This is a genomic window from Streptomyces sp. SPB162 (assembly GCF_029504575.1).
Taxonomy (GTDB): domain Bacteria; phylum Actinomycetota; class Actinomycetes; order Streptomycetales; family Streptomycetaceae; genus Actinacidiphila.
In genome coordinates this window covers 4,181,017-4,205,441 of the sequence record NZ_JAQFII010000001.1, presented here as the reverse complement: position 1 = coordinate 4,205,441, position 24,425 = coordinate 4,181,017, and the positions used below count along the sequence as shown (strand labels likewise).

Genomic DNA, 24,425 nt, shown 5'->3' with positions numbered 1-24,425 from the left:
ACCTGAACCTCCTGTTCGATCGCTCATTCAAGTTGAGTCTAAGGCACTCAACCCCGGAAGGGTACCGTCCATTCCCATGGCCCGAGACCTACGCAACCCCGAATCCGCGTACCTGTCCTTCTGGCGCGAGTACCACCTGTGCACCCTCACGACACCACGGCCCGACGGCAGCCCGCACGTCGTCGCGGTCGGCGTGACCTACGACCCCGAGGCCGGTCTCGCCCGCGTCATCACCAACAAGGCGAGCCGCAAGGTCGCGAACATCCTGGCGGCGGGTCCCGGCGGGGCCCGGGTGGCGGCATGCCAGGTCGACAGGGGGCGCTGGGCCACCCTGGAGGGCATCGCGACCATCAGTACGGATCCCGAACGCGTCGCCGACGCCGTCCGCCGCTACGCCGAGCGCTACACGCGGACGCCCGCCTTCAACCCTGACCGCGTCGTCATCGAGATCGCGCTGACCCGCGCGATGGGCAGGGCCTGACCCCGTCGGCCCGACGGAGCCCGGCCCCGTCGGTCAGGAGAGGTGGTCGAGGGCTCCGGCCTTCGCGGCGCGGAGGAGTGCGCGGAGCGCGCGGGGGGTGGTGGTGACGACCGTGTGCGGGTCGTCGCTCTCGCGGAGATGGACGAGTCTCTCGGAGCCGTTCGCCACCTCGATGCATTCGCCCTGCTCACCGGTACTGAACGTGGACTTCTGCCATTCGAGGTGGGACATGTTGCTCCCCTTCACAGGTTGTACATCACGTGCTGGATCAAGCTGAGGGAGTCCCGTCCTTCGTGGGACTCCGGCGCCGCCTCCGGATCTACAGGAGGCAGGGCCAACTCCGCCAATCTCTCGAACATCCTGCCGTATTCGTCGACTTGGCCGCCATCCCCCACAAACGATGCGCTCTGCGGATGCTCGACATACACCGTGCTCAGCTCGGGTGTGGCGGCCTGAAATAGGAGGAAAGGACGGCCGAAAGCAGAGTACGGCCCGTGTTCGAACGGGAAGATCTGGAGGGTGACGTTCGGGAGCCGGGCGACCTCGATCAGCCGGAGCAGCTGCTTGCGCATGATCTGCACGCTGCCGACCTCGACCCGGAGCGCCGCCTCGTAGAGCACCGCGTGGTAAGCGGCCGGCCGCTCGCCGGTGAGCGCCTGCTGCCTGGCCATCCGGAACTGCACGTACCGCTCGCGCCGTTCGGTGTCCCGGCCGACGGCGGCGATCGCCTCACGGGCGTAGTCCTCCGTCTGCAGCATCCCCGGGATGAACAGCGGTTCGTGCACGCGTACGGCGGTCGACCGGGACTCCAGCTCCGCCAGATCGAGGGCGTCGCGTCCCATCACGTCGCAGTACTCGTCCCACCAGCCCTTCCCGCGCTCCTGGGCCATCTCCATGAGCCCGTCGAACAGCGGCCCCCTCGGGCATCCGTACTCGCGCAGCAGCAGGTACAAGCGGTTGCGGGACACGTCGATGCGGCCCGCCTCGATGTTGCTGATACGGGTGCGGTCCGCGTCGAGCAGGGCCCCGGCCTGGTCTCCCGACAGCCCGGCCCGGTTGCGCAGCTTGCGCAGTTCCGCGCCCAGTCGGCGCTGACGCTCGCTGGGAACACTCCTGGGTGGCATGTGGGACCTCCTTGGCCCGGAGTCTGCCGTGATCAAATCCCTTGGTCCACAGTGTTGTTCGCCCGTCACCCGGCCGAGTGGGAATATGCGGAAACGGTTGCAACTACAGAAGACCGTTCCCTAGCGTCATGGGAAGCCACCCACCCGCTGGAAGCGTCAGCACACCGGGCTCGACGGATCTGGCCCCGGCCATGCCACCGCGAGACAGCGCCCCCACGGAAGCGCGAACCCATGCCGAATGGAACCGACTTCTCGCTCGTCTTCCCACCCGACCCCGTATGGGTCCGCTCCGCCCGCGAGGGCGTACGGACGCTGCTCGCCGCCTCGGACACCTCGTCGCTCGCGGAGATCGCGCTGCTGCTGACATCCGAAGTGGTCACCAACGCCGTCAACGCCTGCCGTCGCTCCGGCACGCAGAACCGGCTCACCCTCTTCGCCGAGTGCTCGATGCCCGGCGCGCTGCGGGTGCTGGTCACCGATGATGCGCCGGGGATGCCGGAACCGCGCTCCCGGCCCGCGGGCGACGAAGAACCGCGGGCGCGGGCTGCCGCTGCTCAACGCCTGCGCGACGGCGTGGGGGGTGTGCGCGCACGGGTCGGGGCCCGGGAAGGGGGTGTGGTTCGAACTGGACGAGGGCTAGGCCGTGTTGCGAAAAGTCCCGCCTGGCCCTACAACACCCTTTAGGCGGCGGCTTCGCCGTCCGCCACGACCTTCGTCAGGAAGACGTCCAGGTTCCGGACCGTCCTGGCGATCTGCTCCTCCAGGGTGAGGGTCTCCTCGAACCGCTGGGCCAGCGCGGACTTCTTCTTCCCGCGCACGTAGAGCGAACAGGCCAGGTCGGCGCAGATGTACGTGCCGATGGTGTTGCCGTTGCGGCCCTCGGGGCCGGCCTTCGGGGCGACGAGGAGGTCCACGCCGCCGCTCGCGTGGCTGGTGACGCAGACCGAGCAGAGGCTGGTGCGCAGCATGTTGCGACGGGCGCCGCCCGCGCTGCGCAGGGTGATCCCCGTGAGCCCGCCCTCGTGGACCGCCACCAGGTAGCCGCGGTCCGGGGCTCCGGGGTCGCGCCAGCCCAGGAAGTCGAGGTCTGCCCACGGCAGGTCGGCGAAGTCCCGGGGCAGGTTGAGGCGACGTGCTTCTCCCTTGGAACAGTTCACGAAGGAGGCACGGATCTGCTGTTCGACGAGCGGTTCCATGAGGACCGACGCTAACAGCCGGGTCCGGACGTGTCGTCCGGATATTCGCCCCTGGCCCCGGCCGGCCCGACAGGGACCCGCACCGGATCCGTCAGGGACCTGAACCGGATCGGCGGACTACTCATCCCGCCGCCGTGGGCGGGGGCGGGGGCGGTGCGGCATCAGTTGCCGGGCGGGAGCCCCGTCCGCTCCGACGATGGGGAGCGGATGGGGGCTCGACTCGGGAAAGCGCAGCAGTTTCAGCTCCGGATCCGGCGGCTTCGCCGCCTCCGGCCGTTCGCCGGGGTCTCCGTCGATGCTGCGGGCGTGCTCGTCCCAGCCGGCGCGGAACCAGCTGAGGTCACGCGCTTCGATCTCCGCCACGGCGAGGATTTGGACCCCGTCCACGCCGGCGCTCTGGATCTTCTCCCCCAGTTCGACGAGCAGTCGGCCCAGCGCCAGGGACACCTCGTCCTGCGGATGCTCGGGTTCGTCCCCGGGCCGGCCCATTCCCCCACCTCTCACCCCGGTTCTCCCCCGAGAACCGTCGACTCAGGTCTCCCCTGGTTCAGCCACTGGAAGGAACTGCCGGGCTACCTTGACGAACATCTCCTGCAACGCGGCAGGCACCCCCATTCTGCGTGCAGCCTCCTCCGGGGAGAGCCTGGGCCACTGATCGGCGCCCGACTCGTCTCCCGGCCCGTCCCCCGGCGCGGCAGCCGTCCCGTACCCGGCGTCGCCCGGGACGGGATATATCGGCAGATCGGTCTCGGAGAGCTTCCCCGAGCGGATGAGCACGTCCCGCAGCGGCACCCGCAGCACCGCGGAGAGCCTGCGCATCGTGTCGAGGTCGGGCATGCTCTGCCGCTGGAGCAGCCTGCTGACCGCCGCCCGGTGCACTCCCGCGTCATCGGCGAGTTTGGACTTGCCGCCGCCGCGCGGACTGTCGATGTCGTAGCCGCGCGAGCGCATGATCTCTTCTATCCAGGCGGCGAATTCTTCCAGGCCGGAAGCCCGTGATTCGGTGCGGGCAGGCGCGTCTGCCTGGCGCACGCCGCCGGTCCGCGCAGTGGACCCCATGTCGGTGTTCTCCCCTCGATCGCACCGGCAGGTTATCGCGCGCACGCGCACGTTAGGTGTGCGAGGTCGCACGGTCTTGTGGCGGTCCACCGGACTTCATCGATCCCGAGTGGCCGGATCTCACGGTTCATTGGCCGAATGGGGAGGCAACCATGGTCATTCACTTGCGCGCGGGCTCGCAACAAGCAATCCTGCATCCACGTCCGCTATTTTCGAACTTGCGTTCGAGATCGTCGGGAAGGGTTACTTGTGAACAAGACCGCGTACGCCGATAAACCCCACCTCAGCCCCGGTTCTTCCCATAAGTGAGGAAGCTGCCGACTGGCGGCTGTCCGCCGCCTGTCTGAATCTTCCACCACAATCCGTATTCGCCCTACGACGCTCCGAAGCTACCGATGTGTTGCGCGCCTGCAATCAGTGCCCGATCCGGCAGGAGTGCGAAACCGTCGTCGACCCCGCGCACAGCTGGTTCGACGGCGTGAGCGGTGGCCGGTTGTGGCGTAACGGACGCGAGGTGCGGCAGCCCCGCACCACCGATGCGTACGCGATAACCGATCTTGAGGAGTCGTGGTGAGCGCCGACGTCTGGGTGGAGTCCCTGATCCGCCAATACCCCGCTCTGATCGAAGAGTTGGTGCCGAGCGCGCAGCGGCGTACCGGGCCGCGCGGCTCCGCCCCGTCGGGAGGCGGAACCGCTCCGATGAGGATCTTCATCTCCGACACCATCCGCGACATCGCGGACGGCGTCTGTGAGCTGGAGGAGGCCGTCCGCGAACGGCTCGGACTGCGGCCCGCACGATCGGTCTCCGTACCGGACCGGCTCCGGCGCATCGCCGGACTCCGCGACCGTATCGACCAGGACCCGGTCCTCTCCGCCCACGTGCTGGAGGAGGCGCGGCGGATGGCGCGGCGCTGTGCCCGGGCGCTCGGGGATCCGGAGCAGATCGTGCGGATCCCCGGCCGCTGCCCGTTCTGCGACTCGGTGTCGCTGCGCGCGTTTCCCGAGCGGGGCACGGTGCTGTGCGCGAACCCGGGGTGCCGCTGCCCGGACGACGCCTGCCCGTGCGGCGACACCCCGGCGTTCCGGCACGGCTGGAACGCCACCGACCTCCCGGTGGAGGCCGTCCGATGACGTCCCTGATCACCGCCGACCTCGCGTCGGCCGAAGTCTCCGTCAGCCAGGCGACCATCCGTAAGTGGGTCCAGCTCCGGTACCTCGTGCCGGCCGGCAAGCAAGGACGGGCACAGCTCTTCCGGCTGGAGGACGTCTTCGCTGCCGAGCGCCGGACGCGCAGGGCCGGCCGGACGCGCCCGGACAACGAGCCCGGCTGACCCCCCGGCCCTCCCCGAACACGACTGCCCCGCCGCGTCCCGTCCGCGGCGGGGCAGTCGTATGCCCGCCACGAACGAGCGTGCCGGAAAAGCGAGTTGCGGGATCCGCGAGGCTCGATCACACTTGGCGCAGCGGCAGAGTTGCGCCCGGGGAACCGGGTGGCGAACCTGCCGCTTTGTGTTGCCCGGACTCCGCCCCCCGGACTCCGGGCGACCGGCCGGCGGCGCGGTCCAGTTCTCCCCCTGGGTCGCAGCCGCGCCGCCGGCCCCTCCGGCCTTCGCTTCGGAACGGAGTATCCATGTGAGCACCATCGTGTTCCCCGACGTCGAACGGCTCGTCGTCGATCACCTCAAGAACCGTGCCGAGTTGGCCGGGGTCGTCGTCGACAACCGGCCGCCGGCCGGCTTCGACGGCACCCAGAAGGCCGTCCTCGTCTCCCGCACCGGTGGCGCGTGGGCCGACGACCTGCACCTGGACCGCCCGCTGGTCGACCTCGAGGTCTACGGCCCGGACAAGACGACGGCACACTCCGTCGCCCTGAGCGCACGGGCCGCGCTCCTCGAAGTGGTCGGCACCTCCTACGGCGGCGCTTTCGTGGCCGACCTCGCGGAGGCGGACGGCCCGCGCTGGCTGCCTGACTACAACCGGCCGAACGGCAACCGCTACCTGTCCACGGTGCGGCTTTCCATACGTCCCGCGTAGTCGCTTCCCACCGCACCACCCCCTGATCGGGCCCTGCCGGACGGCAGGGCCTTCGTCATATCCCAAGGAGTTCTGATGGCAGGCAACAACGGCGCCGAGATCCGCGTAGCGGGCACCGGCAGGATCCTCGTCGCCCCGCTCGGCACCGCCGGTCCGGTCGACACCGTCGCCGCCTGGGACGCCACGAAGTGGCGCGACCTCGGCTACACCACCACGGACGGCATCAAGTTCAACAAGAAGGACAAGCTCGACCCGGTGGAGACCTGGCAGTCGGTGAGCCCGGCGCGCTTCATCTACGCCGACCGCGACCTGACCGTGAAGTTCCAGCTGCTCCAGCTGAACAAGGACACGTTCCCGTTCTTCATGGGCGGTGACGCGGTGGTCGCCGGGACGCCGGCCGGGCAGTTCAAGTACGACCTGTCCACCACTCCGAAGCAGGACGAGCGCGCCCTGGGCATCGAGTTCACCGACGGGACGGCGGCCACGTACCGCTTCTACATCCCGCGCGGCCAGGTCACCGAGACCGAGGAACTCTCCATGACCCGAGCCGGCGCGGTCAAGCTCGGCGTCACCTTCACGGCGCTGGCGCTGGACGACGTCAAGCCGCTGGCCACGATCCTGATGAAGGACCCGGCCTACGTCTGATCCGTCTCCTAGGTCACGGGTGGCCCGGCACCGCACAGGCGGCGCCGGGCCGCCCGCGCCCGCCCCTCCCTACCTTCCCCACCTTCCGCGTCCTCCCGACTGGAGAGCACCATGGCCGGTTTCAACGTCAACGCCGCCCGCGCCCAGCGCCTCGAAGCCCTCGGCCGCGCCTGGACCTTCGAGCTCAACGGCGACACCTTCGAACTCCCCACCGAACTGAACCGCTCCACCGCCCGCAAGCTGCGCGACCTCGACGACAGCGACATCGACGGCCTGCTCCAGCTCCTGCTCGGCAGCGCTCAGTTCGACCGCTTCGACCAGCACGAGGTCACGATGCAGGACGTCGGCGCAATCCTGGAGGCGTACGGCCAGGAGACCGGGCTCGGCCTGGGGGAAGGCTCAGCCTCGGCGAGTTCATAGACGAACACGCCGAGGCCCTCGAGGCGGATCTCCTCCGCCATTACGGCCTCGACCTCCTCGACTGGCACCGCGGCCGGCTCTCCAGCCGCCGCCTTTCGGTGCTGGTCGCGCACCTCCCCCGCGACAGCGCCACCCTCCGCGAACTCCACGGCGAAGCCGCCGACTGGTCGGTGACGGACTACCTGCTGGCTGCCGCGGTCGACCATCTCGCCGAGTCCAACTGGATGTTCGCCACCGTCAACCGCGACGAGGACACGGATCCGCTGGAGTTCCCGAAGCCGGTCCCGCGCCCCGGCGGAGCACAGCCTGCGGTACCGGACGAGAGCGGACCCGAGAACCCGAGCCCGGCCGCCCTCGCCCGCTTCTTCGGCTGACTCACCGCACCCTTCCTCAACGGGGAAACCGCACATTGTCCACGGGGCCCTTGGCAGCCCACCGACGGAAACCCAGCGTGATGGCCCGATAGCTCCAGTACTCGCCGGAGTAGTACCAGAGGTTCGGCAGCAACCCCCCTCGCCGGGCGGACCGCTCCGACCATTCAGAGCCCGCATCGTCCGCGTCGGAGAAGCATTGCCAGAATGTATTCGTCGGTGAACCTTCGGCAATTTTCCTGATTGCTTCCTTCGTGCCGAGTGCAGCCATGCGAAATATCACGAGCTGCGCCTTCCGGTCGCCGGGGAATGTATTTCCCACAAAGGATACGGCAGATACCATGTCGCTACCCGCCCTCGAGTCGCCCCGGTCGAGGATTTCCTCTATTTTACTTGACGGGCGCCGCGGACCCAGCACATGCCCGCTATTTGGGAGGGTCGCCCACTCGGAAATCCACTGATCCACTTGTTCGAGGTGGACCACCGGGGTTCGTACAATGTCAGCAGCCGTGCCGCCGTAATATACGACTTCAAGTCCCGCGCCCGGCGTCAGCGCTTCCGAAATGGCTGCAGCACGTTTGACGAGATATCCGGTCGAATACTTCCCGTTAAAGAAACCCCCAGCAGGGGAGATGAATATGACACGCGCTCCCTCCATGCCGGGCGCAGATCGCCGGATCACTCTCCTGACGCGCTTCACATGATCCATGGCCAAATGCTAGCGCCCGATCGCCGACCATCAGGAGCCATCGGCAAAATTGGAGTCTGTTACAAATGACACGAAGTCTGCCAGAAGTAGATAGAGACCTCAAAGCTGCAGAAACAGGAATCAGCACGATAAAAAATTCGCTGGGCACGCTCACCACGTGGGTTGTCAACCTGGACGTGTCCAACAAGCAAACCGTCTCCGACCTTCAGGTCGTCAATTCGACGCTTGAATCCCTGAAGGAGAAGATCAAAAGCGTCCGCTACATGCTCGTCGGCGTCGTCCTCACTGGACAATTTCTCAAAGTCGACCCCAGTATCATAAAAGTCGACGAGAAGGGCCTCTCCGTTCTCGGCGCGGCGAGGCCATGGCCCAAATTCATCACCGATCGCGTAAAAGATCTCGAAAACAAGATGCGCTCCGAGAAAGAGAAGGTGATAGCAAAGGCAAAGGCTGCCGCAGAAAAGTACTCTTTGGGAGCCGAGGAAAGATTCGATAAGATCAGCGAGACCGTCACGACCCACGGAAACAGTATCGAAAAGCTGCAGACGGCTCTGAAGAACTCGGCCGAGTCTCTCAAGCGAGCACAGGATGACCCAAAAAACCGGCTCGCAGCAGGAACCGATAAGCAACGGAAGAATGCCGTCCGGGGCATTGATACGGCAAGCCCTACCGTACGAGGCGTCGCCGGCGACGTGAAATTGCTGCGTGGCGCTGTTGACGAGCTCATCAAATCATTGGGTAGCGTCTGACATGACATTGATAACGTCACTGAATAATTCGACCGCTTCGTTTCGCAGACTGGGTTCCGCCGCCGGGCAGCTCTCAGCCGCTCTACAGCGCATAAGGTCCGCTGCCGGTCAGGCCGGCACCGGGACCAACCAGGCCAAGGTCGCGGCCACGCAGGCCAATCCCGCCCTGCTCCGCATGAAGGACGGCGGCGACCGTCTCAGTACCTCCCTCGGAAAGTTGCGGACCTCCGCCACCCAGGGCGGTTCCGGGCTCAACCAGCTCAAAACCACACTCACCACCACCGACAGCTCCCTCGGGAAGGCCAAGGGCGGGGCGGACAAGCTCAAGGCCTCGCTGGACCGGCTGAAGACCGCCGCGGGCGGGTCGCACGCGGCGCTCAAGGATGTGCGGTCGCAGGCCGACGCCGTCGAGAAGTCGGTCGGCAAGGCCGGTAAGGGCGCCGACGGGACCGGGAAGGCCATGGGTGGGCTCGGGAAGGGGCTCAAGGGGGCGAGCCTCGCGCAGAAGGGGCTCAACCTGACCATGGCGGCGAGCCCGTTCGGGCTGGTCATGACGTTGCTGGCGCCGCTGATCACGCAGTTCATCAACATGGACAAGGTCACCGCCCTGCTCAAGAAGGGCATGGCGCTCGCCTGGAAGGGGATCAAGTCCGGCGCGTCGAGCGCCAAGGACTTCCTGGTGCCGCTGATCAAGGGCCTGGCGAACGCGTACACGTTCCTGCCGCGCTCGCTGATCAACATGCTGAACGGCATGATCGGCGCCCTCAACGGAATCAGCTTCACCGTTCCCGACTGGGTGCCGCACTACGGCGGCAAGCACTTCGGGGTGCACATCCCCCAGATTCCCCAGATCCCGCAGCTCGCCGACGGCGGTGTCGTCCAGCCACGCGCCGGCGGCCGGCTGGCGCTGCTCGGCGAGGCCGGGGAGGCCGAGGCCGTCATCCCACTCAGCAAGTTGGAGCGGGTGCTGGGGCAGGGATCGCCGGCCGGGGCGGCCGCGATGCACCGGCTCGCGCAGGCCGTGGAGCGGCTGGCCGAACGGCCCGTCGAAGTACGGGTCGACTCACAGACCATCGCCCGCGCGGTCCTCGTCGGACAGCGCCAGCTCGCACGGAGGTGAGCGTATGAGCAGCAATCTATGGATCGGTTCCCCTGTGAGCGGCCTGCGTGAGATCACGCAGGCCGCTCGTTCGTGGGACCGCAGCGCGGATCTCGGGGTGACGGAGTTCCGCGCGCTGGACGGCACGGTGACGCTGTCACGGGCCCGTTTCACCCCGCGCCGCACCAAGCTGTCGTGGGACTGGCTGCTGCCGGAGGACGCCCGGCACCTGGATCAGCTGGCGCGCCGGGTGACCAGTTTCGGCTCCTGGACCAAGGACAACCTGGAGCCCGGCCCGGTCGCGCTGATCGATCCGGCGGCGGCGAACCTGCTGGGCGCGTTGCAGGCGGCGGGCCGCTCCGGCCCCTCGCTGTCCGAAAGGCCCTGGTTCGCGGCCAAGGGCGCGGTGACGTTCACCCCGTTCGTGGGCAACGGGTGGATCGCGTCCACCAAGGCCGTGGACGACACCATCGGATGGCAGCACGGCACCTGGCCCGGCTGGCCGGTGGCCGCCGGCATGCGGGTCTCCTGGCAGCTGCCCAACGGGTGGAACGAGGCCCGCTGCACCGCGCAGCTGGACTGGAAGGGTCCGTCGGGCGACTACCTGTCCACTTCGAAGGCGACCGGCCGGAGCGTCACCGCGGATGTCCCGGCCGGCGCGTGCTTCGTCACGCTGCTCGGCGTTCCGGGCGAGGTCACCGGCCTGCTGGGCCTCGACGGTGCCTGCCTGGCCGTCGACGGACCGGCGATCGCCGGTACGCCGGGCGACGGGTGCCCCGCGATGTGTGTCACCTCCTACACCGACACCCCCGCGCCGCGCCTTCCGCACCGCAACATCTCGATCGACCTGGTGGAGGTGAACAGTGCGATCCGCTGATCCGAAGCTCGCCGCGGCGCTCGCCGCCGGAGAGCGGATACCCAGCCACAACACCCGACTCGGCGGTGCGGTCCTCGGCGGTGAACTGGCCGGCGGCCGGCTCCAGTCCTGGTCCGTGGAACGCTCCTACAACACCGATCTGCCCGCTGCCATGCGCGCCTTCTCCGGCAGCTCCTCCGCCCAGCTGGACCTGGACATCTCCGGCACGGAGCGGGACTCCGCGCCGCGGCTCTACTCCCCCTGGGCGCCCCGGCTCCAGGGCGACGTCGTCCGGCCGGGCCAGACGGTGGTGCACGCGGCCGGGCTCGACGGCCGGGACCTGCCCGTATTCCGCGGCACGGTCCGCTCCCGCAGCGCGGCCTCCGGCGGCGACACGGTGCACATCACGGCGCTCGACGGCGCGGAACGGCTGCGCGGGCCGGCGCAGTTCAACAACCCGTACGCCGGGTTCGGCTGGAAGCGGCCGATCGCCTCCGAGGTCTGGTGCGTGGACGAGCTCCTGCGCCAGGGCGGGTTGACCAGTTGCCAGCCGCCGCGCGCACCGGAGGCCGACGCGCTCGACGCCAACGGGCAGGGCGACTCCAGCATGTTCACCGTGCTGTACGCCTCCCTGCACGGCGGGGTGAACTCCACCTTCGGCCAGCCCGAGACCGTACCCGACCCCAACGCGTACACCTACGTCCGGGAGGGCGCGCCCTACACCATGGCGCTGCGGCCCAAGGCCCGGGGACTGTCGATGGCGTGGGTCCCGCGCAGCCGGCTGCTCACACCGAGCGCCGACCGCTGGCTGGTCGAGACCCATGTGAACAGTGGGAGCGGTCCGGGCGACGTGGTCGAGCTGCGGCTGCGGCTCGACCGGCGGGGTGCCGGGTGGGGCTACCTCTCGTTCAAGTTCGACTTCTCGACCGGCCAGGTCTTCCTCGAGTCGGGCACCGAAGGCAGCACCGGGTGGTACTTCCTGTGGCGCTGGGACGTGCTGGCCCGTCTGAAGGGCGCCTGGCACCTCGCCGTGCTCGTCACGCCGGCCGCCGCGGCGGGTGGCACGATGCCGACCGTCCAGCCGATGCTCGTCGGTCCGGACGGCGTACGGCTGCTGGGCAGCTCGAGCACCTACGTCGACCCGTCGGCCACGCAGCCGGACGCCGAGCTCAGCAGCGTGCAGCTGATCACCGACATGGCGACCGAGGCCGTCCAGATCACCACCCGCATCCCGTCGTCCTTCACCTTCGCGGACTTCGCGACGCACGGCGTGATCACGAAGTCCGTCGCGCTGGACGACCCCGTGCTGCCGCTCCTCACCCTTCCCCGGGTGTCCGGCTCCCAGTGGGAGGCGATCAGCGAGATAGCGCGGGTCAGTATGTCCACCGCCGAGTTCGACGAGTACGGGGTCTTCCGCTGGCGGAACTACCTGCGGCTGTCGCGGCCACCGACCGCCCCCGACCTGACCGTCACGTCCCTGCGGGAGATCGCGGCCCTGACCGTCTCCGAGGAGATGGACGCCTGCCGCAACTACTGCGAGCAGCCCTACCAGAACTGGTCGCCCCTGGGGTACGACTACAGCGACGAGTTCAACCCCGACGGCGTGCTGCAGATCCCGCCGGGCCGCTCGGTGGACGTCCCCTACCCCGTTCCCGACGAGGGGTTCGAGGTCGGCCCTCCGGTCCCGTACGACGACGCGGCCCCGCTCACGGGCGGCAGCCGGGTCCGTTTCGGCGACGCCTACGTGAAGGACGTGTCCGGCGGTGCGGCCGTCAAGGGCGCCGTGCTCGTCTCGGTCCGCCGGGTCGCCACCAACATGGTGCTGCGCTTCACCAACCGCGGCACCAAGACCCTCTGGACGACCACCAAGGACGGCAAGCCGTCCATCGTGGTCGGCCCGCTCAAGGCGAACGGCACGCCCGCCCAGTACAGCCGCGCCAGTTGGAACACCGACAGCCAGAAGTACTACGGCCTGCAGCAGTACACCGCGACGGGTGCCGAATGGGTCCAGGACGGAGCCACCGCGCAGAAGCTGGCGAACACCCTCCGGGACGTGGGCAGCTTCCCGGTGCCGACCCTCTCCGAGGTCGAGGTGCTGTACGACCCGCGCGTACAGCTCGGGGACGTCGTCCGGGTCGTGGACGGCACGGGCGCGGAACTCGACACCCTCGCCTACGTGATCGGCATCCACACCTCCGCCGTGCCCGGCACACCCGTGCAGCAGACGCTCACCCTGCGCGGCACCTCGTACAACGGAACGCCCTACGACCTGTGGCTCGCCGCCGACCCGCCCACCGACCCGGACGCGAGCCGGCTGCGCACCTACGCCGAGATCAAGAGCGCGCACGCGGCCCTGTCGGAACTGACCGGCACCTCCTACCGCGCCCTCAAGGAGTACCTCTGATGTACCTGACCCCGCTCTGCCAACTCCCTTACCCCGCACCGTCCGACGCCGCCGACATTCCGGCGCACCTGCAGTCCCTGGCCACGGCGCTGGACGGCCGTGCGGTACTGCGCTTCGCGGACGCCGCCGACCGCACGGCGAAGGTGACCGCGCCGCAGGCCGGCATGGTCGCCTGGCTCAACACGCCCGCCCTGCTCACCGTCTACAACGGCACCGGCTGGGTGAACGTGCACGAGCCCGTCGACAGCGGCTGGCAGACGCTCACGCCGGGCACCGGCTTCGTGGCCGGAATCACCGGCCAGACCGGCTACCCCGTGCCGCAGTACCGGAAGATCGACAACCAAGTGCACCTGCGCGGCTGGCTCTCGCCCGCGACGGCCGGCGTCATCCCCCGCGCGTCGACCCTGCTGACCCTGCCGGCCGGCGCCCGGCCCGCCGCCATCGCCGGCATCGCCGCCATCTGCTCGGACGTCGTCACCGCCAACTACAACCAGGAGGGCACCACCCGGCTGGAGATCACTCCCGCCGGGCTGGTCCGCAACCTCGGCCAGAACACCGTCGCCGGATACACCTACGTCGGTTTTCCCGACGGATCGTTCTTCTTCCTCGACTGAGTCCGAGGCCTCCGTCCACTTTCGCCCGCTCCCGTGAGGAGTTCCGCCATGCCCGATTCCATCCCGCAGACCCCCGCCACCTCCGTCACCCTCACCGACGACCAGCTGCGTCAGCTCGCCGACACGGTCGCCACGCAGCTCTCCCGCTACCTGCTGCTGCGCGACCCCGTGCAGATCGGTGCCGGTGCGCCGGCCGGCACCGGTGACGACGGCGCCGCGGTCCCCGTTCTCAGCGCCGAGCCGTTCGGCTTCGGCTCTCCGGCCGCCTGAGGAGGCGTTCCCATGACGACTCCCCTGTCCGCGGACGGCTTCCTGCGCGCGCTGCGCGCCGAGGGCGTCCAGGTCACCGAGCACGACAGCTGGTCCACCCACAACCGCAACCACATCGGCGCCTGGGGCCCGGTCAACGGTGTGATGCTGCATCACACCGCGGGCACCGACAGCATCGACTTCTGCCGCACGGGCTACCCCGAACTGCCGGGGCCCCTGTGCATCGGAGTGATCGCCAAGGACGGCCGGGTGCACCTCGTCGGCTACGGCCGCACCAACCACGCGGGCCGCGGCTCCCAGGCCGCGTACGACGCGGTCGTCAGCGAATCCGCGCAGCCCGCCCGGCCGGGTCCCGACGCCGTCGACGGCAACGTCCACTTCTACGGCTTCGAGATCGAGAACCGCGGTGACGGCCGCGATCCGTACCCGCCGGCCCAACTGGACGCCGCCGAGCGGGTGTCGGCCGCGATCTGCCGCGCGCACGGCTGGCACGGGGCGAGCGTGATCGGCCACAAGGAGTGGACGCGGCGCAAGGACGACCCGTCGTTCTCCATGCCGGCCATGCGCGACCGCGTCACCGCGCGGCTCGGCGCCCGCCCCGGGCCCTCCCCGCAGCCGGCGCCACAACCGGCCTACGAGCCGTTCCCCGGCGCCGGATTCTTCACCCCGGGGCGAACCGGCCCGCTGGTCACCGCCGTCGGACGGCGGCTGGTCGCCGAAGGGTGCGGCCGGTACGTCCAGGGGCCGGGCCCGGTGTGGACGGGGGCCGACCAGGAGTCGTACGCCGCCTGGCAGCGCAAGCTCGGCTACCGCGGTGGCGACGCCGACGGCATTCCGGGGCGGGCCAGTTGGGACCGGTTGCGTGTCCCGCACACCTGAGAACGCCCCGACGGGCGCGCCCGTTGACGGAGGAAGAGGTTGAACGCACATGAGGGATTCCCTGCGCAGACCACTGCGCACCGCCGTACAGGCCGCGTTCGCGCTGCTCGCCGCGCTGCCGATGCTCGCCGACGATCCGGGGGTGGCCGACGTGCCGGTCCTCGCGGCGGCCGTCGCCGGGGCTGCCGTGCTCAGCCGGCTGATGTCGGTGCCGGCCGTGGAGCGACTGTTGCCGTCCTGGCTGCGGAGGGAGGGACGACCGTGACACGGGAGTTGGAGAGCCTGGGGGTCGCGGTCGAACTGGAGCGGCTGCGCCGGTCGGTCGACGTCGGGTTCGCCACCACCCGGGGTGACCTTGCGCTCCTGCTGCAGCGCGCCGACCAGGCCGACAAGGCGCTCGCCGAGCACGAGCAGCGTCTCGACCGGCTGGAGCGGTCCCGCTGGCCGCTGCCGTCGGTGGCGGCCCTGACCTCCTGCGCCGCGCTCGGCGTGGCGCTGTGGCAGGCACGCGGCCTCTGACTCGCCGGTACGCGCGGAAGCCCGGCACCCCCCGAGGGTGCCGGGCTTCCTCGTGCGTGGTCAGTCGTTCCGCTTGGGGCGCCAGACGACCAGCGCGGTGGTCTGGCGCTCCTGGTACGGGACCAGGTCGCGGCGGTAGGAGGCGTGCACGGCGGCCTCACGCTGCTGGATGGCGGCCGACATGCCTTCGGCGGCTGCCGCGAGCTCGGCGACGCGCGCCTGGAGCGCGGCCACCTGGTTCTCCAGTTCGATGATGCGCTTGATGCCGGCGAGGTTGATGCCCTCGTCCTGCGACAGCCGCTGCACCTCGCGCAGCTGCTCGATGTCGCGGGCCGAGTAGCGACGGCCACGGCCGGCGGTGCGGTCGGGTGATACCAGGCCGAGACGGTCGTACTGGCGCAACGTCTGCGGGTGCAACCCGGAGAGCTGGGCCGCCACCGAGATGACGTAGACCGGTGACTCCTCGGTCAACTGGTACGGATGACGCATCCGACCGCCACGCATGCCGTCCATGTCAGGCTCCCTTCGCGGCCTTGAAGAGTTCCGCCCGCGGGTCGAACTCCGCCGTGGCCTCCCGGTAGGACTCCAGCGCGTCGAGCGCCTTGCCCTCGGTCGTCTCCGGTACCGCGACCTCCACGGTGACCAGCAGGTCGCCGCGGCTGCCGTCCTTGCGCAGGGCGCCCTTGCCGCGGGCCCGCAGAGTACGCCCGTTCGGCGTGCCCGGGGGCAGCTTCAGGGTGACCGGTGGACCGCCGAGCGTCGGTACCTTGATCTCGCCGCCGAGCGCCGCCTCCGGATAGGAGACCGGGACGGTGACGGTGAGGTTGTCGTCCTTGCGTCCGAACACGGGGTGCTTGGCGACATGGACGACGACGTACAGATCGCCGGCCGGGCCGCCGCGCTCGCCCGGCGCACCCTTGCCGCGCAGCCGGATCCGCTGGTTGTCGGTGACCCCCGCGGGGATCCTGACCTGCATGGTGCGGGAGCTGCGGGCGCGCCCGCTGCCCTTGCAGACGTCGCAGGGGTCCTGGGCGATGAGCCCGCGGCCCTTGCAGTCCACGCACGGGTCGGTGAGCGAGAAGCCGCCACCGCCGCCGCGCGAGACCTGGCCGGTGCCGACGCATGTCGGGCAGACCCTGGGGGTGCCGTTCTTGTCGCCGGTGCCGGAGCAGACCTTGCACGGCGCCTGGCTGGACATCCGGAGCGGGACCGTCGCCCCGTCCACCGCCTCGGTGAAGCTGAGCGTCACCTCGGACTCAATGTCCTGGCCGCGGCGCGGCTGGACGCGGGTGCCGGTACCACCGGCACCCCGGTTGAACAGACCGCCGAAGACATCACCGAGACCGCCGCCGAAACCGCCCGCCTGGCCGGTCTGCTGGCCGCCGCCCTGGGCGCCTCCGAAGAGGTCGCCCAGGTCGAAGCCGAAACCGCCCTGGCCGCCGGCGCCGCCCGGACCGCTGCGCAGCCCGCCGTTGCCGAACAGCGCGCGGCCCTCGTCGTACTCCTTGCGGCGCTTGGCGTCGGACAGGACGTCGTTGGCCTCGGAGATTTCCTTGAAGCGCTCCTCGGCCTTGGCGTCGCCCTTGTTGGCGTCCGGGTGGAACTCGCGGGCGAGTTTCCGGTACGCCTTCTTGATCTCCGCCTCGGTCGCGTCCTTCGGGACGCCGAGGACCTTGTAGAGGTCCTTCTCGTACAAGTCCCTGCTGATGCTCATCCTCGCCGTCCCTCCTTCCCGTGTGTCGCGTCAGCCCTCGTCCGGGCCACCGCTCTCCTCGTCAGACGACTCGTCCTCGCCCTTGCCCGCCGCGCCCGGCTGGGGCTCGGCGACGGCGACGCGGGCCGGGCGGATGGTCCGTTCACCGATCCGGTAGCCGGGCTGCAGGATCTGCACGCAGGTGGTCTGCGTGACATCCGGCGAGTAACTGTGCATGAGGGCCTCGTGCACCAGCGGGTCGAAGGGCTCACCCTCCTTGCCGAACTGCTGCAGGCCCAGCTTGGCCACCACGGTCTCCAACGACTCGCCGACGGACTTGAAGCCGCCGACCAGTTCGCCATGATCCCGCGCGCGGCCGATGTCGTCGAGTACCGGGAGCAGCTCGGTCAGCAGGTTCGCGACAGCGACCTCCTTGACCGCGATGCGGTCCCGGTCCACCCGGCGCCGGTAGTTCTGGTACTCCGCCTGGAGCCGCTGGAGGTCCGCGGTGCGCTCGGTGAGCGCGCTGCGGGACTGGTCCAGCTGGGCCTTCAGGCCGGTGATCTGATTCGCGTCCTCGGCCGGGGCCGCCGGCTCCGCCTCAGGGGCGGAACCGGCGGCCTTCGCCGCTTCGTTGTCGGGCGTCGCGCTCTCGGACTCCGCGGCATCGGAGGGGACGTCGGGCTCCTTGTCGAAGCCCTTCGACTCCTCCGTCACGCGGCACCGTCCTTCGGCTTGTCCTCGTCCACGATCTCGGCGTCGACGACGTCGTCGTCGGCCTGGGCCTGGCCGGCACCCGCGGCGTCCTCGGGACCGGCGGCGCCGGCGCCTTCGGCCTGGGCGTTGGCGTACAGCGCCGTGCCGAGCTTCTGGCTGGTGGCGGCGACCTTCTCGGTGGCCTCGCGGATCGCGGCGACGTCCTCGCCCTTGAGCGCTTCCTTGAGGTCCGCGACGGTCGTCTCGACCTCTTCCTTCACGTCCGCCGGGAGCTTGTCCGTGTTGTCGGCGATGAACTTCTCCGTCTGGTAGACGAGCTGTTCTGCCTGGTTGCGGGTCTCGGCGGCCTCGCGGCGCTTGTGGTCCTCCTCCGCGTACTGCTCGGACTCGCGCATCATGCGGTCGATGTCGTCCTTCGGCAGCGCGGAGCCACCGGTGACGGTCATGCGCTGCTCCTTGCCGGTGCCGAGGTCCTTGGCGCCGACGTGCATGATGCCGTTCGCGTCGATGTCGAAGGTGACCTCGATCTGCGGCATCCCGCGCGGGGCCGGCGGCAGACCGGTCAGCTCGAACATCCCGAGCTTCTTGTTGTACGCGGCGATCTCGCGCTCGCCCTGGTAGACCTGGATCTGCACGGACGGCTGGTTGTCCTCGGCCGTCGTGAAGATCTCGGAGCGCTTGGTCGGGATCGTGGTGTTGCGCTCGATGAGCTTCGTCATGATGCCGCCCTTGGTTTCGATACCCAGGGACAGCGGGGTGACGTCGAGCAGCAGGACGTCCTTGACCTCGCCCTTCAGGACACCGGCCTGCAGTGCGGCGCCGATGGCGACGACCTCGTCCGGGTTCACGCCCTTGTTGGCGTCCTGGCCGCCGGTCAGCTCCTTGACGAGCTCGGCGACGGCGGGCATACGGGTGGAGCCACCGACCAGAACGACGTGGTCGATCTCGGACAGCTGGATGCCGGCGTCCTTGATGACGTTGTTGAACGGGTTCTTGCAGCGGTCCAGGAGGTCCGCGGTGAGCTGCTGGAACTGGGCGCGGGTGAGCTTCTCGTCCAGGTGCAGCGGGCCCTCGGCGGACGCCGTGATGTACGGCAGGTTGATCGAGGTCTCGGTGGACGAGGACAGCTCGATCTTCGCCTTCTCAGCGGCCTCGCGGAGGCGCTGGAGGGCCATCTTGTCCTTGGAGAGGTCCACGCCGTGACCGTTGGCGAACTGCTTCACCAGGTAGTCGACGACCCGCTGGTCCCAGTCGTCACCACCGAGGTGGTTGTCACCGTTGGTGGCCTTCACCTCGACGACGCCGTCGCCGATCTCGAGCAGCGAGACGTCGAAGGTGCCGCCACCGAGGTCGAAGACGAGGATGGTCTGGTCGTCCTTGTCGAGGCCGTAGGCGAGGGCGGCGGCCGTCGGCTCGTTGACGATGCGCAGGACGTTGAGGCCCGCGATCTCACCGGCCTCCTTGGTCGCCTGGCGCTCGGAGTCGTTGAAGTAGGCCGGGACGGTGATGACCGCGTCCTGGACCTTCTCCCCGAGGTAGGCCTCGGCGTCGCGCTTCAGCTTCTGCAGGATGAAGGCGCTCATCTGCTGCGGGTTGAAGTCCTTGCCGTCAACGTTGATCTTCCAGTCGGTGCCCATGTGGCGCTTGACCGACCGGACCGTCCTGTCGACGTTCGTGACTGCCTGGCGCTTGGCGACCTCGCCGACGAGCACCTCGCCGTTCTTGGCGAAGGCGACGACGGACGGCGTGGTCCTGGCGCCCTCTGCGTTGGTGATGACGGTGGGCTCGCCGCCTTCGAGAACGCTGACGACGGAATTAGTCGTGCCCAGGTCGATGCCGACCGCACGTGCCATGGTGAATCCTCCAGCTACCGACTTGAGTGGAACTGGCTCAAGCGTGCATCAGAGAGCGAAACCTGTCAACAGAGCTGAGTGGAGGGGGCTCAACTCTTCGACTGTTTGATCGCTCACAGCGGCACTTTCAGGGCCCTGACCTGGGCTTTCCTTCGAGGGCTGGGGCCAGAATGGATCTACGCGACCGGCCCTCAGTAGGCCCGGATGGGCCATCGGTGACACAGCGACACAGATCACCGGCTGGGCAGCTGTATGCGGCCACCCATCCCGGGTAATCTCAGCGGGAGACTGGATAAGTTACCGCTTAGTAATCCCCGCTCTCGCAGGCCCGAGGAGCCCCGAAATGCAACTCGCCGCGATCCTTGTGTCGCTGGTACTCGCCGCGGTCGGCGCGGCACTGTTCGGCCGAGCCATCGCGCAGATCTACCACTTCGTGAAGCTCGGCCAGAACGTACCCGCCGGCACCCGCACCGATGAGCCCGTGCAGCGCACCGTCACCGTGGCCAAGGAGTTCCTCGGGCACACCCGGATGAACCGCTGGGGCATCGTCGGCGTCGCCCACTGGTTCGTCGCCGTCGGGTTCTTCTCGCTCGTGGCGACCCTGGTCAACGCGTTCGGCCAGCTCTTCCAGGCCGACTGGGTGCTGCCGATCATCGGCCACTGGCTGCCGTACGAGATCTTCGTCGAGTTCATCGGGCTGATGACGACGCTCGGCATCCTCACGCTGATCGTCATCCGGCAGCTCTCGCTGCCGACCCGGGCCGGCCGCAAGTCCCGGTTCGCGGGCTCCAATTTCGGCCAGGCGTACTTCGTCGAGGCCGTCATCCTCATCATCGGTCTCGCGATCATGACCCTGCGCGGCCTGGAGGGCGCCCTCGCCGGCGTCCACGGCTACGAGGCCGCGTACTTCGCCTCGTACCCCCTGGTCGCCGCCTTCCGGGGCACGGACGTCAGCACCCTGCAGAACCTGATCTACCTCACCGCGATGATCAAGATCGGCACGTCCTTCATCTGGATGATCACGGTCGCGCTGAAGACGGACATGGGTGTCGCCTGGCACCGCTTCCTCGCCTTCCCCAACATCTGGTTCAAGCGCGAGGCGGACGGGGACGTGGCGCTCGGCGCGCTGCAGCCGATGGCGTCGGGCGGCGTGCCGATCGACTTCGAAGACCCGGGCGAGGACGACCAGTTCGGCGTCTCGCAGATCGAGCACTTCTCCTGGAAGGGCCTGCTCGACTTCTCCACCTGCACCGAGTGCGGCCGCTGCCAGTCGCAGTGCCCCGCCTGGAACACCGGCAAGCCGCTCTCCCCCAAGCTCCTGATCATGTCGCTGCGCGACCACGCGCACGCCAAGGCGCCGTACCTGCTCGCGGGTGGCGGCAAGGACGCCGAGGGCAACGAGAAGGCGACGCCGGAGCAGCTGGCGAACGTACCGGCCGCCGCCCTGGCGGAGGCCGAGCGCCCGCTCATCGGCACCGCCGAGGAGAACGGCGTCATCGACCCGGACGTCCTGTGGTCCTGCACCACCTGCGGCGCCTGCGTCGAGCAGTGCCCGGTCGACATCGAGCACATCGACCACATCGTCGACATGCGGCGCTACCAGGTGATGATCGAGTCCGCGTTCCCGAGCGAGGCCGGGACGATGCTCAAGAACCTGGAGAAGAAGGGCAATCCCTGGGGCCTGGCGAAGAAGCAGCGGCTGGCCTGGGTCAAGGAGGTCGACTTCGAGGTCCCGGTCGTGGGCCAGGACATCGAGGACCTCTCCGAGACCGAGTACCTGTACTGGGTCGGCTGCGCGGGCTCCCTGGAGGACCGCGCGAAGAAGACCACCAAGGCCTTCGCCGAGCTCCTGCACATCGCCGGTGTCTCCTTCGCCATCATGGGCGGCGAGGAGAACTGCACGGGCGACTCCGCCCGCCGCCTGGGCAACGAGTTCCTCTTCCAGCAGCTCGGCCAGCAGAACGTCGAGATGCTGAACATGGCGTTCGGTGAGTCCGCCCCAGGTGAGGGAGGGGAAGAAGGCGTCGTCGTCGAGAAGGCCAAGAAGAAGATCGTCGCGACCTGTCCGCACTGCTTCAACACCATCGCGAACGAGTACCCGCAGCTCGGCGGCGAGTACGAGGTCATCCACCACACCCAGCTGCTGCAGCACCTGGTGGACGAGGGCAAGCTCGTCCCGGTCACCCCGGTCGAGGGCCTGATCACGTACCACGACCCCTGCTACCTGGGCCGACACAACAAGGTCTACACGCCGCCGCGCGACATCATCAAGGCGGTGCCCGGTCTCCGCAACGAGGAGATGCACCGACACAAGGAGCGCGGCTTCTGCTGCGGCGCCGGCGGCGCCCGCATGTGGATGGAGGAGCGGATCGGCAAGCGCATCAACAACGAGCGCGTGGACGAGGCGCTGTCCCTCAACCCGGACATCGTCTCCACCGCCTGCCCGTTCTGCCTGGTGATGCTCTCCGACTCCGTCAACGGCAAGAAGAACGACGGTAAGGCGAAGGAGAACCTGCAGGTCGTGGACGTCTCGCAGCTGCTGCTGCAGTCGGTCAAGGCCCCCGCGGGACCGGTAGACGCCGAGGAGCCCGCGGAGGCTGCCAGCACCTCCTGACGGTCACGTCACGCGCCGACGGCCTGCCCCTTTGCTCGGGGGCAGGCCGTCGGCGCGTTCGGTTCCCGGCGTCAGCTGACGCCGAGCTCCTTGAGTGCCTGGGTGAACGCGTCCGCGTCGTACACGGCGTCACCCGGCGACACCTTCTTGCCGTTCACCAGGACCGTCGGCGTGCCCTGCGAACCCGACGCCTCGAAGGCCTTCTCGGATGACTTCACCCACCCCTTGTAGGACTGATCCTTGACAGCCTTCTGGAAGGCCGTGCCATTCAGGCCCGGCACCGTGTCGGCGATCTTGAGCAGGAAGGCATCGGTGAAGCCGTCCTCGGGCTCCTCGGGCTGGTTCTCGAAGATCGCCGAGTGGAACTCGGCGAACTTCCCCGCGTCGACGGCCGCGCGCAGCGCGTTCGCCGCCTTCAGCGAACTGCTGCCGCCGAAGTTCGAGTCGAGGAAGGACGCGATCGTGTACTCGACCTTGACCTTGCCGTCCTTCACCAGCTTCGCCAGCGCCGTGCCGCCGCCCTGCTCGAAGCGCTTGCAGTACGGGCAGCGCGGGTCCTCGTAGACCTTCACCGTGTGCGGCGCCGCGGGGTCGCCGACGACGACGGCCGTACCGTCCGCGGCCATCCGCGCGGGCAGCTGCGAGAGCGTGGCCGCGCCGGCGGCCCCCTTGGCGCCGCTGCCGGCTTCGGCCCCGCCGGTCCTGGCCCCGGTCCGCGCCTTCGCGAACGGGTTGGAGTCGGAGCCCGACCCGGAGCCCGACCCCGACGAGCCGCACCCGGCCGCCGTCATCGCGAGCACCGCGGCGGCGACGGCCGCGATTCCCGCGCTTCTGACGTGACGAGCGGTACGTACGGCCATGGAACGGCTCCTTCGGATCTGACGGTGGTGGCCCGGAACTCAAGATGTTCGGCCGCTCCCATGACCCTAAGTTCCCATCGGCCCCACCGGTCCCTGCGCAAGCCGCATGAAACCTTCTTAATCCGGCCAAAAGGTCCGCGCGTCACGTGTCACAGGTTGGACGCAAAGCCCCGTGCGGAAGGGGCCTCCCGGCCCAGCGCCCAGCGGAAATTGGTACGTTCGATGACGTGGCTGGATTCAGGAATCGACGCGGACGGGACCACGGCGGGCAGCAGGCACCCCCGCACAGTGGGCCACAGAACTACGGACAACCCCAGGGTCATCCGCAGGGCTACGGAGGCGGGCACGGCAACGGGTACGGCGGGGGTTACCCCGGCGGCCCGTCCGGCGAGCCCGAGTACTTCGGCGAGCCCACGCCCGGCAGCGCGCCGGCCCCGGCGTACAACGACAACCCGGGCCACACCCGCGCCTTCACCCTCCCCGGCTCCCCCGACCAGTACGGGCCCCACACCGGCCCGGAGGGCCCCGGCGGCGACAACATCGCCACGTACCGGGCGGGGCAGACCACGGCGCCGCCCTCCGGCCCCCGGCTGCACTGGAAGCAGCTGATCAGCGGCATCGCCCTGCGTCCCGGCCACACCTTCTGGCAGATGCGGGACTACCCGGTCTGGGGCCCGGCGCTGACCGTCACGTTCCTCTACGGCCTGCTCGCGGTCTTCGGTTTCGACGCGGCCCGCGAGGACGTCCTCAACGCGACAGTGTCGTCCAGCGTCCCGTGGGTGATCAGCACAGGCGTCGCCGTCACGCTCAGCGCCCTGATGCTGGGCACCGTGACGCACGCGCTGGCCCGCCAGCTGGGCGGCGACGGCTCCTGGGCCCCCACCGTCGGCCTGGCCATGCTCGTCTCGTCGCTCACCGACGCGCCGCGGCTGCTCTTCGCGATATTCCTGGGCAGCGCCAACGGTTTCGTCCAGATCCTCGGCTGGGCCACCTGGCTCGCCTGCGCGGCCCTGCTCACGTCCATGGTCGGCAAGTCCCACGACCTGCCGTGGCCCAAGGCACTCGGCGCGGCCTCGATCCAACTGGTCGCGCTGCTGGTCCTCTTCAAGCTCCCGGTGATTTGACCCGATCAGCAGAACGAGTAAGGGGCGCCCTCCGATGGAGGGCGCCCCTTACTTTTGGGGTACGGGTTTAGCTACAACTTCGCGCCTCTGCAGGGCTGATGGGCATCGCTTGGTTTGCCCCTCACCACCCCGGAG

The 24,425-nt window shown here is 69.1% G+C and carries 31 protein-coding genes; 20 read left to right on the top strand and 11 right to left on the bottom strand.

Annotated features, from left to right (window positions below; translation table 11 throughout):
• Window positions 1-76: 76 nt before the first annotated feature.
• Window positions 77-481: a TIGR03618 family F420-dependent PPOX class oxidoreductase gene (locus M2266_RS19240; protein ID WP_277439300.1), complete on the top strand. Its 405-nt coding sequence runs from the start codon at window positions 77-79 to the stop codon at window positions 479-481.
• Between the two features lie 33 nt (window positions 482-514).
• Here M2266_RS19240 and M2266_RS19235 read toward each other — a convergent pair whose 3' ends face one another.
• Both M2266_RS19235 and M2266_RS19230 read right to left on the bottom strand, forming a co-directional pair.
• A complete protein-coding gene (locus tag M2266_RS19235) occupies window positions 515-712 on the bottom strand; it encodes a DUF397 domain-containing protein (RefSeq protein ID WP_277439299.1) in 198 nt (65 codons plus the stop codon).
• 11 nt (window positions 713-723) lie between these two features.
• On the bottom strand, window positions 724-1,605 hold the full coding sequence (locus M2266_RS19230) for a helix-turn-helix transcriptional regulator (protein WP_277439298.1): 882 nt from the start codon (window positions 1,603-1,605) through the stop codon (window positions 724-726).
• Between the two features lie 231 nt (window positions 1,606-1,836).
• Between M2266_RS19230 and M2266_RS19225 the strand changes: the two genes are divergently transcribed.
• Window positions 1,837-2,289, top strand: a complete 453-nt coding sequence (locus M2266_RS19225; protein WP_277439297.1) for an ATP-binding protein — start codon at window positions 1,837-1,839, stop codon at window positions 2,287-2,289.
• Here M2266_RS19225 and M2266_RS19220 read toward each other — a convergent pair.
• From M2266_RS19220 to M2266_RS19210, 3 genes are all read right to left on the bottom strand, one after another.
• Window positions 2,286-2,801: an FBP domain-containing protein gene (locus M2266_RS19220; RefSeq protein ID WP_277439296.1), complete on the bottom strand. Its 516-nt coding sequence runs from the start codon at window positions 2,799-2,801 to the stop codon at window positions 2,286-2,288. The genes M2266_RS19225 and M2266_RS19220 overlap by 4 nt on opposite strands.
• 117 nt (window positions 2,802-2,918) lie before the next feature.
• Window positions 2,919-3,290 carry a hypothetical protein gene (locus M2266_RS19215; RefSeq protein WP_277439295.1) on the bottom strand — a complete coding sequence of 124 codons (372 nt, stop codon included), beginning with the start codon at window positions 3,288-3,290 and terminating at the stop codon, window positions 2,919-2,921.
• A 42-nt stretch (window positions 3,291-3,332) separates the two neighbouring features.
• A complete protein-coding gene (locus tag M2266_RS19210) occupies window positions 3,333-3,752 on the bottom strand; it encodes a helix-turn-helix transcriptional regulator (protein ID WP_277441268.1) in 420 nt (139 codons plus the stop codon).
• A 379-nt stretch (window positions 3,753-4,131) separates the two neighbouring features.
• On the opposite strand from M2266_RS19210, the gene M2266_RS19205 reads away from it, so the two are divergent.
• The 7 genes from M2266_RS19205 (at window position 4,132) to M2266_RS19175 (ending at window position 7,333) form a co-directional block, all read left to right on the top strand.
• Entirely contained in the window at window positions 4,132-4,434 is a 303-nt protein-coding gene (locus tag M2266_RS19205; protein WP_346780949.1) for a WhiB family transcriptional regulator, read from the top strand.
• On the top strand, window positions 4,431-4,991 hold the full coding sequence (locus M2266_RS19200) for a hypothetical protein (protein WP_277439294.1): 561 nt from the start codon (window positions 4,431-4,433) through the stop codon (window positions 4,989-4,991). The genes M2266_RS19205 and M2266_RS19200 overlap by 4 nt, the downstream gene beginning before the upstream one ends.
• Window positions 4,988-5,191 carry a hypothetical protein gene (locus M2266_RS19195; RefSeq protein ID WP_277439293.1) on the top strand — a complete coding sequence of 68 codons (204 nt, stop codon included), beginning with the start codon at window positions 4,988-4,990 and terminating at the stop codon, window positions 5,189-5,191. Before M2266_RS19200 ends, M2266_RS19195 begins: the two co-directional genes overlap by 4 nt.
• A 301-nt stretch (window positions 5,192-5,492) precedes the next feature.
• A complete protein-coding gene (locus tag M2266_RS19190; RefSeq protein WP_277439292.1) occupies window positions 5,493-5,894 on the top strand; it encodes a hypothetical protein in 402 nt (133 codons plus the stop codon).
• 75 nt (window positions 5,895-5,969) lie between these two features.
• The gene (locus tag M2266_RS19185) at window positions 5,970-6,539 is read left to right on the top strand and encodes a phage tail protein (RefSeq protein WP_277439291.1); all 570 of its coding nucleotides are present in this window, start codon (window positions 5,970-5,972) and stop codon (window positions 6,537-6,539) included.
• 111 nt (window positions 6,540-6,650) lie between these two features.
• Window positions 6,651-6,959: a hypothetical protein gene (locus M2266_RS19180; protein WP_277439290.1), complete on the top strand. Its 309-nt coding sequence runs from the start codon at window positions 6,651-6,653 to the stop codon at window positions 6,957-6,959.
• Entirely contained in the window at window positions 6,956-7,333 is a 378-nt protein-coding gene (locus M2266_RS19175) for a hypothetical protein (RefSeq protein WP_277441266.1), read from the top strand. Before M2266_RS19180 ends, M2266_RS19175 begins: the two co-directional genes overlap by 4 nt.
• Window positions 7,334-7,349: 16 nt before the next feature.
• Here the strand turns inward: M2266_RS19175 and M2266_RS19170 are convergent, their stop codons facing one another.
• Window positions 7,350-8,039, bottom strand: a complete 690-nt coding sequence (locus M2266_RS19170; RefSeq protein ID WP_277439289.1) for a hypothetical protein — start codon at window positions 8,037-8,039, stop codon at window positions 7,350-7,352.
• Between the two features lie 65 nt (window positions 8,040-8,104).
• Here M2266_RS19170 and M2266_RS19165 point away from each other — a divergent pair, with 65 nt between their 5' ends.
• From M2266_RS19165 to M2266_RS19125, 9 genes are read left to right on the top strand one after another with little or no spacing between them, the layout of a single operon-like run.
• Window positions 8,105-8,788 carry a hypothetical protein gene (locus tag M2266_RS19165; RefSeq protein WP_277439288.1) on the top strand — a complete coding sequence of 228 codons (684 nt, stop codon included), beginning with the start codon at window positions 8,105-8,107 and terminating at the stop codon, window positions 8,786-8,788.
• Between the two features lies 1 nt (window position 8,789).
• Window positions 8,790-9,908: a hypothetical protein gene (locus tag M2266_RS19160; RefSeq protein WP_277439287.1), complete on the top strand. Its 1,119-nt coding sequence runs from the start codon at window positions 8,790-8,792 to the stop codon at window positions 9,906-9,908.
• 4 nt (window positions 9,909-9,912) lie between these two features.
• Window positions 9,913-10,764 (top strand): hypothetical protein, encoded by an 852-nt coding sequence (locus M2266_RS19155; protein WP_277439286.1) that lies wholly within the window; start codon window positions 9,913-9,915, stop codon window positions 10,762-10,764.
• The gene (locus M2266_RS19150) at window positions 10,751-13,147 is read left to right on the top strand and encodes a hypothetical protein (protein ID WP_277439285.1); all 2,397 of its coding nucleotides are present in this window, start codon (window positions 10,751-10,753) and stop codon (window positions 13,145-13,147) included. The genes M2266_RS19155 and M2266_RS19150 overlap by 14 nt, the downstream gene beginning before the upstream one ends.
• Window positions 13,147-13,761 carry a hypothetical protein gene (locus M2266_RS19145; RefSeq protein WP_277439284.1) on the top strand — a complete coding sequence of 205 codons (615 nt, stop codon included), beginning with the start codon at window positions 13,147-13,149 and terminating at the stop codon, window positions 13,759-13,761. The genes M2266_RS19150 and M2266_RS19145 overlap by 1 nt, the downstream gene beginning before the upstream one ends.
• A gap of 48 nt (window positions 13,762-13,809) precedes the next feature.
• Window positions 13,810-14,031 (top strand): hypothetical protein, encoded by a 222-nt coding sequence (locus tag M2266_RS19140; protein WP_277439283.1) that lies wholly within the window; start codon window positions 13,810-13,812, stop codon window positions 14,029-14,031.
• A gap of 12 nt (window positions 14,032-14,043) precedes the next feature.
• The gene (locus M2266_RS19135; RefSeq protein WP_277439282.1) at window positions 14,044-14,910 is read left to right on the top strand and encodes a peptidoglycan-binding protein; all 867 of its coding nucleotides are present in this window, start codon (window positions 14,044-14,046) and stop codon (window positions 14,908-14,910) included.
• Between the two features lie 49 nt (window positions 14,911-14,959).
• The gene (locus M2266_RS19130) at window positions 14,960-15,175 is read left to right on the top strand and encodes a hypothetical protein (protein WP_277439281.1); all 216 of its coding nucleotides are present in this window, start codon (window positions 14,960-14,962) and stop codon (window positions 15,173-15,175) included.
• Window positions 15,172-15,429, top strand: a complete 258-nt coding sequence (locus M2266_RS19125) for a hypothetical protein (RefSeq protein ID WP_269268973.1) — start codon at window positions 15,172-15,174, stop codon at window positions 15,427-15,429. The genes M2266_RS19130 and M2266_RS19125 overlap by 4 nt, the downstream gene beginning before the upstream one ends.
• A gap of 60 nt (window positions 15,430-15,489) precedes the next feature.
• Here the strand turns inward: M2266_RS19125 and M2266_RS19120 are convergent, their stop codons facing one another.
• The 4 genes from M2266_RS19120 to dnaK are packed head-to-tail and all read right to left on the bottom strand — an operon-like array spanning window position 15,490 to window position 19,692.
• The gene (locus M2266_RS19120) at window positions 15,490-15,942 is read right to left on the bottom strand and encodes a helix-turn-helix transcriptional regulator (RefSeq protein ID WP_277439280.1); all 453 of its coding nucleotides are present in this window, start codon (window positions 15,940-15,942) and stop codon (window positions 15,490-15,492) included.
• Window position 15,943: 1 nt separating this feature from the next.
• Complete coding sequence (gene dnaJ, locus M2266_RS19115) at window positions 15,944-17,143, bottom strand: molecular chaperone DnaJ (RefSeq protein ID WP_277439279.1); 1,200 nt, start codon at window positions 17,141-17,143, stop codon at window positions 15,944-15,946.
• Window positions 17,144-17,173: 30 nt separating this feature from the next.
• Window positions 17,174-17,839, bottom strand: coding sequence for a nucleotide exchange factor GrpE (grpE, locus tag M2266_RS19110; RefSeq protein ID WP_277439278.1), 666 nt, complete (start codon window positions 17,837-17,839; stop codon window positions 17,174-17,176).
• The gene (gene dnaK / locus M2266_RS19105) at window positions 17,836-19,692 is read right to left on the bottom strand and encodes a molecular chaperone DnaK (protein ID WP_277439277.1); all 1,857 of its coding nucleotides are present in this window, start codon (window positions 19,690-19,692) and stop codon (window positions 17,836-17,838) included. Before dnaK ends, grpE begins: the two co-directional genes overlap by 4 nt.
• Window positions 19,693-20,035: 343 nt before the next feature.
• Here dnaK and M2266_RS19100 point away from each other — a divergent pair, with 343 nt between their 5' ends.
• Window positions 20,036-22,306 (top strand): (Fe-S)-binding protein, encoded by a 2,271-nt coding sequence (locus tag M2266_RS19100; protein WP_277439276.1) that lies wholly within the window; start codon window positions 20,036-20,038, stop codon window positions 22,304-22,306.
• A 71-nt stretch (window positions 22,307-22,377) separates the two neighbouring features.
• On the opposite strand, the gene M2266_RS19095 is transcribed toward M2266_RS19100, so the two are convergent.
• A complete protein-coding gene (locus M2266_RS19095) occupies window positions 22,378-23,166 on the bottom strand; it encodes a thioredoxin domain-containing protein (protein WP_277439275.1) in 789 nt (262 codons plus the stop codon).
• A gap of 146 nt (window positions 23,167-23,312) precedes the next feature.
• Between M2266_RS19095 and M2266_RS19090 the strand changes: the two genes are divergently transcribed.
• The gene (locus tag M2266_RS19090) at window positions 23,313-24,290 is read left to right on the top strand and encodes a Yip1 family protein (protein ID WP_277439274.1); all 978 of its coding nucleotides are present in this window, start codon (window positions 23,313-23,315) and stop codon (window positions 24,288-24,290) included.
• The last annotated feature ends 135 nt before the right edge of the window (window positions 24,291-24,425 follow it).

Excerpts from the sequence above, each read along its gene's own strand:
- M2266_RS19180 (WP_277439290.1), top strand. The coding sequence starts at position 6,651 with ATGGCCGGTTTCAACGTCAACGCCGCCCGCGCCCAGCGCCTCGAAGCC.
- M2266_RS19235 (WP_277439299.1), bottom strand. The coding sequence starts at position 712 with ATGTCCCACCTCGAATGGCAGAAGTCCACGTTCAGTACCGGTGAGCAG.
- M2266_RS19095 (WP_277439275.1), bottom strand. The coding sequence starts at position 23,166 with ATGGCCGTACGTACCGCTCGTCACGTCAGAAGCGCGGGAATCGCGGCC.
- M2266_RS19185 (WP_277439291.1), top strand. The coding sequence starts at position 5,970 with ATGGCAGGCAACAACGGCGCCGAGATCCGCGTAGCGGGCACCGGCAGG.
- dnaJ (WP_277439279.1), bottom strand. The coding sequence starts at position 17,143 with ATGAGCATCAGCAGGGACTTGTACGAGAAGGACCTCTACAAGGTCCTC.
- M2266_RS19170 (WP_277439289.1), bottom strand. The coding sequence starts at position 8,039 with ATGGATCATGTGAAGCGCGTCAGGAGAGTGATCCGGCGATCTGCGCCC.
- M2266_RS19220 (WP_277439296.1), bottom strand. The coding sequence starts at position 2,801 with ATGGAACCGCTCGTCGAACAGCAGATCCGTGCCTCCTTCGTGAACTGT.
- M2266_RS19135 (WP_277439282.1), top strand. The coding sequence starts at position 14,044 with ATGACGACTCCCCTGTCCGCGGACGGCTTCCTGCGCGCGCTGCGCGCC.
- M2266_RS19195 (WP_277439293.1), top strand. The coding sequence starts at position 4,988 with ATGACGTCCCTGATCACCGCCGACCTCGCGTCGGCCGAAGTCTCCGTC.
- M2266_RS19225 (WP_277439297.1), top strand. The coding sequence starts at position 1,837 with ATGCCGAATGGAACCGACTTCTCGCTCGTCTTCCCACCCGACCCCGTA.
- M2266_RS19210 (WP_277441268.1), bottom strand. The coding sequence starts at position 3,752 with ATGCGCTCGCGCGGCTACGACATCGACAGTCCGCGCGGCGGCGGCAAG.
- M2266_RS19140 (WP_277439283.1), top strand. The coding sequence starts at position 13,810 with ATGCCCGATTCCATCCCGCAGACCCCCGCCACCTCCGTCACCCTCACC.
- M2266_RS19145 (WP_277439284.1), top strand. The coding sequence starts at position 13,147 with ATGTACCTGACCCCGCTCTGCCAACTCCCTTACCCCGCACCGTCCGAC.
- M2266_RS19160 (WP_277439287.1), top strand. The coding sequence starts at position 8,790 with ATGACATTGATAACGTCACTGAATAATTCGACCGCTTCGTTTCGCAGA.
- M2266_RS19230 (WP_277439298.1), bottom strand. The coding sequence starts at position 1,605 with ATGCCACCCAGGAGTGTTCCCAGCGAGCGTCAGCGCCGACTGGGCGCG.
- M2266_RS19130 (WP_277439281.1), top strand. The coding sequence starts at position 14,960 with ATGAGGGATTCCCTGCGCAGACCACTGCGCACCGCCGTACAGGCCGCG.
- M2266_RS19120 (WP_277439280.1), bottom strand. The coding sequence starts at position 15,942 with ATGGACGGCATGCGTGGCGGTCGGATGCGTCATCCGTACCAGTTGACC.
- M2266_RS19215 (WP_277439295.1), bottom strand. The coding sequence starts at position 3,290 with ATGGGCCGGCCCGGGGACGAACCCGAGCATCCGCAGGACGAGGTGTCC.
- M2266_RS19100 (WP_277439276.1), top strand. The coding sequence starts at position 20,036 with ATGCAACTCGCCGCGATCCTTGTGTCGCTGGTACTCGCCGCGGTCGGC.
- dnaK (WP_277439277.1), bottom strand. The coding sequence starts at position 19,692 with ATGGCACGTGCGGTCGGCATCGACCTGGGCACGACTAATTCCGTCGTC.
- M2266_RS19165 (WP_277439288.1), top strand. The coding sequence starts at position 8,105 with ATGACACGAAGTCTGCCAGAAGTAGATAGAGACCTCAAAGCTGCAGAA.
- M2266_RS19155 (WP_277439286.1), top strand. The coding sequence starts at position 9,913 with ATGAGCAGCAATCTATGGATCGGTTCCCCTGTGAGCGGCCTGCGTGAG.
- M2266_RS19240 (WP_277439300.1), top strand. The coding sequence starts at position 77 with ATGGCCCGAGACCTACGCAACCCCGAATCCGCGTACCTGTCCTTCTGG.